General features: G+C 65.9%; 15 protein-coding genes. 11 read left to right on the top strand and 4 right to left on the bottom strand.

Features of this window, described 5'->3' with window-relative positions; genetic code table 11:
• The 5 genes from Q8O26_RS14205 to Q8O26_RS14185 form a co-directional block, all read left to right on the top strand.
• Positions 1 to 441, top strand: a 441-nt coding sequence (locus Q8O26_RS14205; RefSeq protein WP_305576690.1) for a SufD family Fe-S cluster assembly protein, incomplete at its 5' end; no start/stop codon positions are given.
• A 4-nt stretch (positions 442 to 445) separates the two neighbouring features.
• Positions 446 to 1702, top strand: a complete 1257-nt coding sequence (locus tag Q8O26_RS14200) for a cysteine desulfurase (protein WP_305576688.1) — start codon at positions 446 to 448, stop codon at positions 1700 to 1702.
• Positions 1703 to 1744: 42 nt separating this feature from the next.
• The gene (locus Q8O26_RS14195; RefSeq protein ID WP_296576880.1) at positions 1745 to 2116 is read left to right on the top strand and encodes an SUF system Fe-S cluster assembly protein; all 372 of its coding nucleotides are present in this window, start codon (positions 1745 to 1747) and stop codon (positions 2114 to 2116) included.
• A 104-nt stretch (positions 2117 to 2220) separates the two neighbouring features.
• Positions 2221 to 2598, top strand: a complete 378-nt coding sequence (locus Q8O26_RS14190) for an iron-sulfur cluster assembly accessory protein (protein WP_305576686.1) — start codon at positions 2221 to 2223, stop codon at positions 2596 to 2598.
• The gene (locus Q8O26_RS14185; protein ID WP_305576684.1) at positions 2598 to 2960 is read left to right on the top strand and encodes a TfoX/Sxy family protein; all 363 of its coding nucleotides are present in this window, start codon (positions 2598 to 2600) and stop codon (positions 2958 to 2960) included. The genes Q8O26_RS14190 and Q8O26_RS14185 overlap by 1 nt, the downstream gene beginning before the upstream one ends.
• On the opposite strand, the gene Q8O26_RS14180 is transcribed toward Q8O26_RS14185, so the two are convergent.
• Both Q8O26_RS14180 and Q8O26_RS14175 read right to left on the bottom strand, forming a co-directional pair.
• The gene (locus tag Q8O26_RS14180; RefSeq protein ID WP_305576682.1) at positions 2947 to 3999 is read right to left on the bottom strand and encodes a diguanylate cyclase; all 1053 of its coding nucleotides are present in this window, start codon (positions 3997 to 3999) and stop codon (positions 2947 to 2949) included. The two genes, Q8O26_RS14185 and Q8O26_RS14180, sit on opposite strands and share 14 nt — an antisense overlap.
• Positions 4000 to 4111: 112 nt before the next feature.
• Entirely contained in the window at positions 4112 to 5584 is a 1473-nt protein-coding gene (locus Q8O26_RS14175) for a DEAD/DEAH box helicase (protein WP_305576680.1), read from the bottom strand.
• Between the two features lie 262 nt (positions 5585 to 5846).
• On the opposite strand from Q8O26_RS14175, the gene Q8O26_RS14170 reads away from it, so the two are divergent.
• Positions 5847 to 6575 carry an alpha/beta fold hydrolase gene (locus Q8O26_RS14170; RefSeq protein WP_305576678.1) on the top strand — a complete coding sequence of 243 codons (729 nt, stop codon included), beginning with the start codon at positions 5847 to 5849 and terminating at the stop codon, positions 6573 to 6575.
• Between the two features lie 466 nt (positions 6576 to 7041).
• On the opposite strand, the gene parE is transcribed toward Q8O26_RS14170, so the two are convergent.
• Positions 7042 to 9102, bottom strand: coding sequence for a DNA topoisomerase IV subunit B (parE, locus tag Q8O26_RS14165; RefSeq protein ID WP_305576676.1), 2061 nt, complete (start codon positions 9100 to 9102; stop codon positions 7042 to 7044).
• 228 nt (positions 9103 to 9330) lie between these two features.
• Here parE and Q8O26_RS14160 point away from each other — a divergent pair, with 228 nt between their 5' ends.
• The 4 genes from Q8O26_RS14160 to Q8O26_RS14145 are packed head-to-tail and all read left to right on the top strand — an operon-like array spanning position 9331 to position 11143.
• Entirely contained in the window at positions 9331 to 9819 is a 489-nt protein-coding gene (locus tag Q8O26_RS14160; protein WP_305576674.1) for a TspO/MBR family protein, read from the top strand.
• A gap of 14 nt (positions 9820 to 9833) precedes the next feature.
• Positions 9834 to 10025: a twin transmembrane helix small protein gene (locus Q8O26_RS14155; RefSeq protein ID WP_305576672.1), complete on the top strand. Its 192-nt coding sequence runs from the start codon at positions 9834 to 9836 to the stop codon at positions 10023 to 10025.
• Between the two features lie 19 nt (positions 10026 to 10044).
• Complete coding sequence (locus tag Q8O26_RS14150) at positions 10045 to 10623, top strand: cob(I)yrinic acid a,c-diamide adenosyltransferase (protein ID WP_305576670.1); 579 nt, start codon at positions 10045 to 10047, stop codon at positions 10621 to 10623.
• Positions 10624 to 10654: 31 nt separating this feature from the next.
• The gene (locus Q8O26_RS14145; protein ID WP_305576668.1) at positions 10655 to 11143 is read left to right on the top strand and encodes a GNAT family N-acetyltransferase; all 489 of its coding nucleotides are present in this window, start codon (positions 10655 to 10657) and stop codon (positions 11141 to 11143) included.
• An 18-nt stretch (positions 11144 to 11161) separates the two neighbouring features.
• On the opposite strand, the gene Q8O26_RS14140 is transcribed toward Q8O26_RS14145, so the two are convergent.
• Entirely contained in the window at positions 11162 to 11350 is a 189-nt protein-coding gene (locus Q8O26_RS14140; protein ID WP_305576666.1) for a hypothetical protein, read from the bottom strand.
• On the opposite strand from Q8O26_RS14140, the gene argC reads away from it, so the two are divergent.
• Positions 11334 to 12215, top strand: an 882-nt coding sequence (argC, locus tag Q8O26_RS14135; protein WP_305576664.1) for an N-acetyl-gamma-glutamyl-phosphate reductase, incomplete at its 3' end; no start/stop codon positions are given. The two genes, Q8O26_RS14140 and argC, sit on opposite strands and share 17 nt — an antisense overlap.

The following is a 12215-nucleotide window of genomic DNA, read 5'->3' as shown; positions in this document are numbered from 1 at the left end:
GATACCGCGCTGGTGATCGACCATGCCGTGCCGAATTGCCAGAGCCGCGAGACCTTCAAGCACATCCTCGACGGCGAGGCGCACGGCGTCTTCCAGGGCAAGATTATCGTCCAGCCGATCGCCCAGAAGACCGACGGGCGGATGATGAGCCAGACGATCATGCTGGCCGAAGGTCCGTCGATGGACAACAAGCCCGAGCTCGAGATCTTCGCCGACGACGTCGCCTGCGCCCATGGCTGCACCTGCGGCGAGCTTGACGCTGATCTGATGTTCTACCTGAAGGCGCGCGGCATCCCGCATAAGGAGGCCGAGGCGCTGCTGGTCGAGGCTTTCGCCCGCGAGGCCATCGAGGATTTCGGCGCGGGACCGCTGGCGGTCGTCGAAGAACTGCGCGAGGCCATGCTGACTTCGGTGACCGACTGGATGCGGGCGAGGACCTGAAGCCATGACAGCGCCAGGCCAGCATCCGGCGGTCGCCAAGGGCGGCTACGATGTCGATCTCATCCGCAAGGACTTTCCCGCCCTGGCGCTGAAGCCCTATGGCAAGGACCTCGTCTATTTCGACAATGCCGCCTCGGCCCAGAAGCCGCGCGCGGTGATCGACCGCATCAGCCACGCCTACGAGAGCGAATATGCCAATGTCCATCGCGGGCTCCACTTTCTCGCCAATGCGGCGACGGAGGCCTATGAGGCGGCGCGCGAGAGCGTCCGCGCCTTCCTGAACGCGCCGTCGGTCGATCAGATCATCTTCACGCGCAATGCCACCGAGGCGATCAACCTGGTGGCAACCTCCTTCGGCGGCTTGGTGATCGGGGAGGGCGACGAGATCGTCCTGTCGATCATGGAGCATCACTCCAACATCGTGCCCTGGCACTTCCACCGCGAGAAGCGTGGGGCGAAGCTGGTCTGGGCACCGATCGACGAGGAGGGGAATTTCCTCATCGAGGAGTTCGAGAACCTGCTCGGCCCGCGCGTCAAGATGGTGGCGCTGACCCACATGTCGAACGCGCTCGGCACCGTCGTGCCGATCAAGGAATGTATCCGGATGGCGCATGCACGCGGCATCCCGGTGCTGGTCGACGGATCGCAGGCCTGCGTCCACATGGAGGTGGACGTCCAGGACATCGACGCGGATTTCTATGTCTTCACCGGCCACAAGGTCTATGGGCCGACCGGGATCGGCGTGCTTTACGGCAAGAAGGAGCTGCTCGACCGGATGCCGCCCTATAATGGCGGCGGCGAGATGATCTCGGTCGTCACCACCGAGGGCGTCACCTATAACGAGCCTCCGCACCGCTTCGAGGCGGGGACACCGGCCATCGTTCAGGCCATCGGCCTCGGTGAGGCGCTCGACTACATGCGCTCGATCGGCCGTACGGCGATCCGCGCCCATGAGGACAGCCTGGTCCGCCATGCCCATGAGCGGCTCGGTGCCATCAACTCCCTGCGCATCTTCGGCACTGCCAGGGACAAGGGCGCCATCGTTTCCTTCGAGATGAAGGGTGCCCATGCCCACGATGTCGCCACCGTCATCGACCGCTACGGTGTGGCGGTCCGGGCGGGCACACATTGCGCCCAACCGCTGCTTCAGCGATATGGCGTGACCTCGACCTGCCGCGCCTCGTTCGGTCTCTACAACACGACCGACGAAGTGGACCGTCTTGCGGAAGCCCTCCTCAAGGCCCAATCTCTCTTTGGCTGAGGCGTTGCCGCCTCGGACCCTTACCCACGGACCTTGAACCCGATGGACGAGACCCAGACCCTCAACACCACCGTCGGTGGTGACACCAACGCCATCCCGCCGGAAGAGCTGGACCGTCTGACCGACGACATCGTCGCGGCCATGAAGTCGGTCTACGATCCGGAGATTCCTTCCGATATCTACGAGCTCGGGCTCATCTACCGGGTCGATATTGACGATGCACGCAAGGTCGCCATCGACATGACGCTGACCTCGCCGTCCTGCCCGGCAGCGGCCGAGCTGCCCGGCATGGTCGAAAACGCCGTCGCGAGCGTGCCTGGCGTCTCCGAGGCGAAGGTGACCATCACCTTCGATCCGCCCTGGGACCAGAGCCGCATGTCGGACGAGGCCCGGGTCGCCCTCAACATGTGGTGAAGCCGCAGGTGGGAACAGGGATTTAACTCCGGCGCGGCACTCTCTATAATCAATCCTGCGCTTTGAACGCCGGACCTTGAATCCGGGCGCCTTCGGAGACCAATATGCCCTTGCCTAAGATGCAGGCCATGCGCCTGACCCAGTCCGCTGCCGATCGCGTGCAGGAACTCGTCGCCGCTTCCGGTCACGCCAGTGCCGGCCTGCGCGTCGGGGTCACCAAAGGTGGCTGCGCCGGCATGGAATACACCATGGAATTTGTCGAAGCCCCGGCCAAGTTCGACGAGATCGTCGAGGATCGCGGCGTCCGCGTCTTCATCGACGCCAAGGCGGTTCTCTATCTGCTCGGCACCGAGATGGATTATGTCACCGACAAGCTGTCGGCAAAATTCGTCTTCAACAATCCGAACCAGACATCGGCCTGCGGCTGCGGCGAATCGATCTCCCTGACGCCGGCCCTGCCCGAGGCTCTCGGCACGGCGTGATGATGGCGGCGTCCGATCCCGATTTCCTCGTGGATCTCTTCGCGCCCTTCGCACCCGTCACCATCCGCCGGATGTTTTCCGGCCATGCCGTCTACCGCGAGGGCGTGGTTTTCGCGCTGGCGATCCGCGGCGAGATTTTCCTCAAATGCGATGCCGAGAGCAGCCCCGCCTTCGCGGCGGAGGGCCTCGCGCCCTTCGTCTATGCGACGCGCCGGGGCGAGACGACGGTCGGCAGCTACCGCCGTATGCCGGAGGCCTGCTTTGACGAGGAGGATGTCTTGAGGCGCTGGGCGACGCTGGCCTGGCAGGCAGGCTTGCGGTCAGGCAGCACAGGACGCCGACGGCCGATCATGCCACCTTGAGTTCGGCTTCCGGATCGGTCTCGCAGACGACGCGGTTGCGGCCGTTGCGCTTGGCCGCATAAAGGCACCGGTCGGCGCGGTCGTACAGGCTCGCGACAGTGTCGCCGGGACGAAAGGACGCGACGCCCAGGGAAATGGTGATGCGGCCGAGGTTCTCGCTGGTCGACCGCTTGATCAGTTCCTTGGTCATGACCGAGCGGCGGATGTGCTCGGCGACCGTGACGGCGGCGCGCAGCGTCGTGTCGGGCAGGATGATGGTGAATTCCTCGCCGCCGTAGCGGCAGGCGAGATCCTGTCCCTTGACGTTCTGCTTCAACGACAGTGCCACGAGGCGCAGGACCTGGTCGCCGGTAAGATGGCCGAACGTGTCGTTGAACTTCTTGAAATGGTCGATGTCGCTGACCAGCAGGCTCAGTGGCATCTCGGATTTGTTGGCCAGCGACACGGCCTTGGCGATCGACTGATCGTAATATTTGCGGTTGCCGAGCGAGGTGAGGGGATCGGTCAGCGCCTCCGTCCGCACTGCGTCGAGATTGTCCTGCAGCAGCTTGATCTCGCTGCGCGAGGCCTTCAGCCGCTGCTCCAGCGCCTTGTTGTTGGCCTCGATCTCGCGGGTGGAGCGAACGAGGTTCTCGATGATGGTGCGGACGCCCTCGGCCGAGCCGACCGAGGCGAGCCGGGCGGTGGCACCGGCGAGGTCGTTGCCATAGGCATTGGCCTGACCGGCGGCCGAATCGATCATCGCCATGACGTGGCCGATTTCGTCCATGACACGGTTGCCGACCACGTCGAGCTTCTCGCCCATGCGGTGCTGGGAGAGGAAGTTTTCGTAGATCGTATCGAGCTGTTCCTGCGAAATGCTGCCCTTTTCGGACAGGACCATATTCAACGCGTTAGACAGCTCGGCATAGTAGCCGGACGCGTAACAGTACCAGATCTCGTAGTTGCGCGGCATGGCCGCGATGGCGCGGCCCTTGATCTGGGAGAACGCCAGCTCGCCGAAGCTGTAGCTACGCTCAATTTCGTCACGGTTGTCCATCGGGGGCAGCCTGTCCTGGGCAGGAGGGAAATGCCGTTGCGCCCTTCCGACCTCGGTGGGAGGCTAGTCCGATAATGCTTTATCGCAGGTAAAAATTATACCTTACGCTGCGTCATTTTCCGCGGTAGGTCACCGGGCGCAAAAGGAACTGCGGCATGTGCGACATGTCGGCCTCCTCGGAGGCGGGGGGACGGGCCGATCCGCGGTCGCGGGACACCGGCGCCTCCGGTTGCCGCGCCGGTCTTTCGGCGCGCTCGGGGCGTTCTGCACGCGTTGTCGCCCGCGGCTCGGCGGACCGCCGGGCCGGGCGTTCCTCGGCTGCACGCGGTTCAGCGCGGGTCTCACTACGGGCTTCGCCGCGCGACTCGCCGCGCGGTTCACCGCGTCCGCCCGACGATCGGCCCGAACGCCCGCCAGCTCCGCGCCGCTCGCGCTTGGCCTCACTGGCTTCCTCGTCGGAGATCGCATCGCCCGCCCACTCGATCGGCTGACCGATCAGCTTCTCGATGGCGGAAAGGAGCTTGGTATCCTCGGGCGTCACGATCGTGATCGCCGTGCCGAGGCGCCCGGCACGGCCGGTACGCCCGATGCGGTGGACGTAATCCTCTGCATGGTGCGGCGTGTCGTAGTTGAAGACATGGCTGACGTCGGGAATGTCGAGGCCGCGGGCGGCCACGTCGGAGGCCACGAGCAACTGCGTCTTCCCGTCGCGGAAAGCGGTGAGGGCGGCCGTGCGGGCGCTCTGGTCCATGTCGCCATGCAGCGCGGCGACCGAAAATTCGTGCTTCTGCAGCGACTTGTAGACAGTCGCGACCTCGCTCTTGCGGTTACAGAAGATGATCGCGTTCTTGAGGCTGTCGGCGCCGCGAACGAGGGCGCGCAGGGTGTCGCGCTTCTCGAAATCCTTCTTGCCCGAGCGCACCAGGCGCTGGGTGATCGTGGTGGCCGTGGACGCCGCGCGGCTGACCTCGACCTTGATCGGGTTGTGGAGGAACTGCTCGGTGATGCGCTGGATCTCCGGCGGCATGGTGGCCGTGAAGAACAGTGTCTGGCGGGTGAAGGGCACCATCTTGCAGATGCGCTCGATGTCCGGGATGAAGCCCATGTCGAGCATGCGGTCGGCCTCGTCGATGACGAGGAGCTCGACGCCGGTCAGCAGCAGGCGGCCGCGTTCGAAATGGTCGAGCAGGCGGCCCGGGGTGGCGATCAACACGTCGACGCCGCGGGTCAGCTTGGCATCCTGGTCGCCGAAGGAGACGCCGCCGATGAGCAGGGCGACGCTCAGCTTGTGGTTGACGCCGTATTTGACGAAATTGTCCTCGACCTGGGCGGCCAGTTCGCGCGTCGGCTCGAGGATGAGCGTGCGCGGCATGCGAGCCCGGGCGCGGCCTTCCTCCAGCATGGTGATCATCGGCAGAGTGAAGGCGGCGGTCTTGCCGGTGCCGGTCTGGGCGATGCCAAGGACGTCGCGGCGGGCGAGAACGTGCGGGATGGCCTGGGCCTGGATCGGGGTCGGCTCGGTATAGCCTGCCGCAGCGACGGCAGCCTGAACCTTGGCGCTGAGGCCGAGTTCGGAAAACGACATGTTGTGAGAGTGTCCTTGTGGTCTGGCGGGGTCTTGCGACGATGTCTTGAGGCGTTCGGCGCGAAGCGTCTTCGCGCATTGCGGCCCCTAGAACCCACGAGGCCGAACGGACAGTGCAGCGAAGGACCGGCATTTGCAGGGACCTTCGACGCGGCGCAACATAGTCTCAATTGGCTGATTGTCAACGAATGTCACCTGTGCGAACGCTCCGCAGCGCAGCCGATCGGGCGGGATTCGCGGCGCATGGTGAAGGATCAGAACCATGACGCTTCCTGCCTCGTCGCGTCCCGCCGCCGGACGCCCGCCGCTCGTTCTCGTGCCCGGCCTCAACTGCACCGCCGCGCTGTTCGGACCCCAGGTCGAAGCCTTTGCCGGGCGCTGCGACATCAGCATTGCCGACCATCAGCGCGACGAGACCATCGCCGACATCGCCCGGCGGTTGCTTGCCACTGCGCCACCGCGTTTCGCGCTCGCTGGGCTGTCGATGGGCGGCTATGTGGCGCTGGAGGTGATGCGGCAGGCGCCGCAGCGGGTGGAGCGCCTCGCCCTCATCGACACGCGCGCCAGCTCCGACGCGCCGGAAGACACCGAGGTCCGGCAGGTGGCGATCAGGTTCGCCGAGACCGGCCGCTTCGACGACATTCACGGCATTCTCTGGCCGCGACTCGTCCATCTCGGGCGCCTCGGCGACGCGGTCCTGGAGACCGTTGTCAGGACCATGGCCGACAAAACCGGGCCGGCGCGCTTCATTCGTCAGCAGAAGGCGGTGATGGCGCGGCCGAGTTACGAGGCCGGGCTCGCCGCCATCCGTTGCCCGACTCTCATCCTGGTTGGCGATGCCGATGCGATCACGCCGCGCTTCATGTCGGAGGACATGGCCGACGCCATCGCGGGGTCGCGGCTGGTCGTCGTGCCCGATTGCGGGCACCTGTCGACGCTGGAACAGCCGGCGGCGGTCAATGCGGCGCTGGAGGCCTGGCTCGGCGCCTGATCGTCAGCGTAACGCCGAGAAGGTGACATCGCCGGGGGGCCGATCGACAGCATGTACCGGCGGTTGCGGTCGGTGCCGATGATCCTTCCGTCGAGGACCACGCGGGCGCCGTTGGCCTCGGGCTCGACGCGGTAATCCTCGATGCCGACGCGCCAGTCGAAGATTTCCGGGATTTCCTCGGTGGCGGCCACGGCCGAGCGGCCGGCACCGTCGTCGGGCCGGTTCAGCCATTGGACGAAGAGCCGCTGGGCCCCGTCCGGCGATCCCGAACGCAGGAGAACGATGCGCGTTGTTCCGCTCCGCTCGCCGGACGACCAGCCGCCCGTCGCCCGAACGAACATGACCTCCGGGGCGAGGGCGGAGAGAGCGCGGACAGGGTCAGGCGCCTGGGCGCGAAGCGGCCCGGCAGCGAGAATCGCCGCCAGCAGCAAGAGGCCTGCCGATGCCGCCAGCGGCCCGCCCATCGTCAGATATCCAGTTCCTCGGCGAACTCAGCCCGCTCCTGGATGAAGGCGAAGCGCGGCTCGGCCTTGACGCCCATCAGCCGCTCGACGCTATCCGAGGTCTCCGGGCGATCCTCCGGGACGATGCCGACGCGCAGCAGGGTGCGCACCTTCTTGTCCATGGTGGTCTCCTTCAACTGCTGCGGCATCATCTCGCCGAGGCCCTTGAAGCGGCCGATCTCGACCTTCTGGTTGCCCTTGAAGGCGGTGCGCAGGAGCTCGTCCTTGTGGGCGTCGTCGCGCGCATAGAGCGTCTTGCCGCCCTGGGTGAGGCGATAGAGCGGCGGCACGGCGAGATAGAGGTGGCCCTGGTCGATGAGGCGCGGCATCTGCCGGTAGAAGAAGGTGATCAGCAGGCTGGCGATGTGGGCGCCGTCGACGTCGGCGTCCGTCATGATGATGACCCGCTCGTAGCGCAGGTCGTCGTCCCGGTAATGGGAGCCGCTGCCGCAGCCGAGCGCCTGGGTGAGGTCGGTGAGCTGCTGGTTCTGGGCGAGCTTGTCGCGCCCTGCCGAGGCGACGTTGAGGATCTTGCCGCGCAGCGGCAGGATCGCCTGGGTCTGGCGGTCACGTGCCTGCTTGGCGGAACCGCCGGCGGAATCCCCCTCGACGATGAAGATTTCCGATCCGGCTGCAGAGGTGTTCGAACAGTCGGCCAGCTTGCCCGGCAGGCGCAGCTTGCGCACCGCCGTCTTGCGGCTGACGTCCTTCTCGGCGCGCCGGCGCAGGCGTTCCTCCGCCCGCTCGATCACCCATTCGAGCAGCCTGTTCGCCTGGTTCGGATTGCCGGCGAGCCAGTGGTCGAAGGGGTCGCGGATGGCGTTCTCGACGATGCGCGAGGCCTCCGACGTGGCGAGCTTGTCCTTGGTCTGGCCCTGGAATTCCGGCTCGCGGATGAAGACCGAGAGCATGACGCAGCACCCCGCCAGCACGTCGTCGGCAGTGGCCTGGGCGGCGCGCTTGTTGCCGGTGCGCTCGGCGTGGTCCTTCAGGCCGCGCAGCAGGGCGATGCGCAGGCCCTGTTCGTGGGTGCCGCCGTCCGGGGTCGGAATGGTGTTGCAATAGGAGGAGACGAAGCCGTCCTGGTCGCCGACCCAGCCGATCGCCCATTCCACCGAGCCGTGACCCTGCTTGTCGAGCTTGCCGCCGAAAATGTCGGGGTGGACGCGCGTCGCGCCGTCGAGGGTCGCGGCGAGATAGTCCTTGAGGCCGCCGGGGAAGCGCAGCACGGCCTTGTCCGGCGTGTCGGTGCCCTTGACCAGTTCGGGATCGCAGGACCAGCGGATTTCGACTCCGCCGAAGAGATAGGCCTTGGAGCGCGCCATCTTGAACAGGCGGGCCGGCTTGAAGGTGCTCGTCTCCTTGAAGATCTCCGGATCCGGCACGAAACGCACCTTGGTGCCGCGGCGGTTGTTGACGCGGCCGAGTTCCTCGAGGCCGGTCTGCGGAATGCCGCGCGAAAAGCGCTGGCGGTAGAGCATCTGGCCGCGCGCCACCTCGACGTCGAGCACGACGGAGAGGGCGTTGACGACCGAGACGCCGACGCCGTGCAGGCCGCCCGAGGTCTCGTAGACCTTGGAATCGAATTTTCCGCCCGCATGGAGCGTGCACATGATCACTTCGAGCGCCGACTTGCCGGGAAATTTCGGGTGCGGGTCCACCGGGATGCCGCGGCCGTTGTCGGTGACGGTGAGCGAGCCGTCGGCCGACAGTTCCACCTCGATCCAGGTGGCGTGACCGGCCACCGCCTCGTCCATGGCGTTGTCGATGACCTCGGCGAAGAGATGGTGCAGGGCCTTCTCGTCGGTGCCGCCGATGTACATGCCCGGGCGGCGGCGCACCGGCTCGAGGCCTTCGAGAACCTCGATGTCGGAGGCGGAATAGCCCTGTTCACCGGGCGTGGCGGCGGGCCTCGCGGCCTTGGCCTGTTCAGGCTTGGCCGATTCAGGCTTGGCGCGGCTCGCCGGCGGCGGCTTGGCTGCGGGTTCCTTCGGGCCTCCGAAAAGGTCGCTGGAATCATGCATCGTCATATCATCCTCAGGCCGCGGGGCGGCCGCGAATCATTCCGCGCCATGATGGCATAGCGGGGCTTCGGCGCGAACGGAACGGAAACGCTCCGGCCGCATCGGCCCGCCCGGCCAAAGGGCGCTGTCCCTTATGGCGGACATGGCATTGTCCCGCTTTGCGGAACGACGCTGATCCCCCTGCGTTGCCACAACGTAGTGGTCGGCGTGAGCATGAGGAAGACAGGCATGGACATTCGGATATCGACCGGCGGCACCGTCGCGGTCTACGCGGGATTCGTCCTCACCTGCACCGTGGTCGCAGCCACCGGGGGACTTGCCAATTCCTATGGACTGACGAGCTGGTATCCGGCTCTGGTCAAGCCCTTCTTCAATCCGCCGAACTGGGTCTTCGGCCCTGTCTGGACCGTGCTCTACGGCATGATCGCGGTCGCCGGTGCGCGCTACGTGTTGTCGCCGGCGCGCGACAAGGAGCCGGTGCTGGCACTCTATACCACCCAGCTGGCGCTCAACGCCGCATGGTCCTGGGTGTTTTTCTACGGCCAGGCCATGGGCGCCGCCGTCGCGGTGATTGTCGCGCTGTGGCTCGCCATCCTGGCAACCATCACCTATGGCTGGCCGAAGGATCGCTTGGCCTCGCTCCTCCTCATCCCCTATCTTGCGTGGGTCAGCTTCGCCACCTTGCTGAATGTCGCCCTCTGGCGGCTGAACGGCTGACAGGAAACTATCCGATGTCCTTCAACATGCTCGTTCCCGTCGCCATCGCGGCCGTCGCCATCGTCCTCGTCATGGGGCTGATCAACATGATGCGCGGAGGCGACCCGACCAGCTCGCAAAAACTGATGCGCTGGCGCGTCGGTCTGCAGTTCGTTGCCATCGTCATCATTGTCATTGCGATCTATTACAAGTCGAACGGCGGCTGAGGACAGGGACGAAACCGGCATGGTCAAGCTGAACAAGATCTACACGAAGACCGGCGACGATGGCACGACGGGGCTGGCGGCAGGGCCGCGGCGCCTGAAGTCCGACCTGCGCGTCGAGGCCTATGGCTGCATCGACGAGGCCAATTCGGCACTCGGCGTTGCGCGGCTGGCGACCGCCGGTCACCCGGTCGTCGACGCCATGCTGATGCGCATCCAGAACGATCTCTTCGACCTCGGCGCCGATCTCGCCACGCCCGACCTCGGCGAGGACCTCGGCTACGAGCCGCTCAGGATCGTCGAGGCGCAGGTCCAGCGCATCGAGCAGGAGATCGACCAGCTCAACAGCGAGCTCGACCCGCTGACGAGCTTCATCCTGCCGGGCGGGAGCGCAGCCTCGGCGCATCTCCACGTCGCCCGCACCGTGTCACGGCGGGCCGAACGGATCATGGTCGATCTGGTGCGCCGCCCGGGCGAGGGGGTCTCGGCGCCGGCGCTGAAATATGTCAATCGCCTGTCGGACTTCCTGTTCGTGGCCGCGCGCTATCTGAACGACAAGGGCAAGGCGGACGTGCTCTGGGTTCCGGGGAAGAACCGGTAGACGCATGGTCCCGGACCTTGAATCCGAACGGATGATCCTCAGGCAGCGGACGCTGGATGATGTCGACGATTTCGTCGCTATGGACGCCGATTCCGAGGTGCGCCAGTTCGTGTTCGGCGCCGATTTCTCCCTCGACCACCATCGCGCCAAGCTGCCGGAGCGGATCGTCCGCGACTTCGGTCCCGGCCTCGGTCACTGGACCATGCGTCTCAAGGATGCGCCGCACCCGTTCCTCGGCATGGTGTTGCTCATTCCACTCGAAGAGAAGGGGCCGGAGATCGAGATAGGCTGGCGGCTGTCTAAGTCGGCCTGGGGACGGGGCTATGCCAGCGAGGCGGCTCGGGCGGTGTTGACCTACGCGCGCTCGACGCTGGGCTTGTCCTCCATTGTCGCCTTGATCCACCCGGACAATGCACGCTCCATTGCCGTAGCGACGAAACTCGGCATGGGCCGGAGCGGCCGGCGGGCAGCTTATGGAACCGAGTTCGACCTGTATCTGACCGGCGAGAATGCGCCTTGACATGCCCGCTTGTTGGCATCAGAAAACCGGCATGATGACCTCTGCAGCCAGCACCCGACGCCGCATCTTCATCCAGCGATGAGCGCGCGGCCCTGCGCCCTGATGATCGACCAGATCGCCGCGCTGCCAGCGCGGTTTTTTTTGTCTCTGAGTTTCTGAACCTGACTTCTCGCACCCTGCGGAGACTGCCATGGCGACCAAGGCCAAAATCGCGATCCTCGGAGCCTCCGGCTATACCGGCGCCGATGCCGTCCGCCTCGCCGCGCGCCATCCCCATGTCGAGATCGTCGCACTGACGGCGAACACCCATGCCGGCAAGGCCATGGCCGACGTCTTCCCGCATTTCTTCATGCTCGACCTGCCGAAGCTGGTCGCCTGGGAATCCGTCGACTGGGCCAGCCTCGACGCGGTGTTCTGCGGCCTGCCGCACGGCACGACGCAGGAGATCATCGCCGCGTTGCTCGCGGCGAACCCGAAGATCAAGATCCTCGACATGTCGGCCGATTTCCGCCTGCGCGACGGGGCGACCTACGCGCAATGGTATGGCGACGAACATAAGGCGCCTGACCTGCAGAAGGAGGCGGTCTACGGCCTGACCGAACTCTACCGGGACGAGGTGACGACGGCCCGTCTTGTCGCTTGCCCTGGATGTTACCCGACTGCGACGCTGCTGGCGCTGGTCCCCATCGCCAAGGCGGGGCTGATCCATGCCGACGACATCATCGTCGACGCCAAGTCGGGCGTCACCGGTGCCGGTCGTGGCCTGAAGCAAAGCACGCTGTTCTCGGAAGCCGGCGAGGGGCTGTCGCCCTATTCGATCGGCAAACACCGCCACGCGCCCGAGATCGAGCAGGAGATCGGGGTCGCGGTCGGAACCAATGTGACGATCAACTTCACGCCGCATCTCATTCCGATGGCGCGCGGCGAACTGTGCACGTCCTACGTCAAACTGAAGGGTGCGACGGCCGACGACCTGCGCCACGCACTCGCCGCCGCCTACAAGGACGAGCCCTTCGTCCACGTGGCGCCGAAGGGCGTCGTGCCGCAGACGCAGAACGTCCGCGGCTCCAAC

Source organism: Phreatobacter sp., from assembly GCF_030691135.1.
GTDB lineage: Bacteria > Pseudomonadota > Alphaproteobacteria > Rhizobiales > Phreatobacteraceae > Phreatobacter.
Note: the sequence above shows the minus strand (reverse complement) of the source record. Positions and strands in the feature narration are given on the sequence as shown.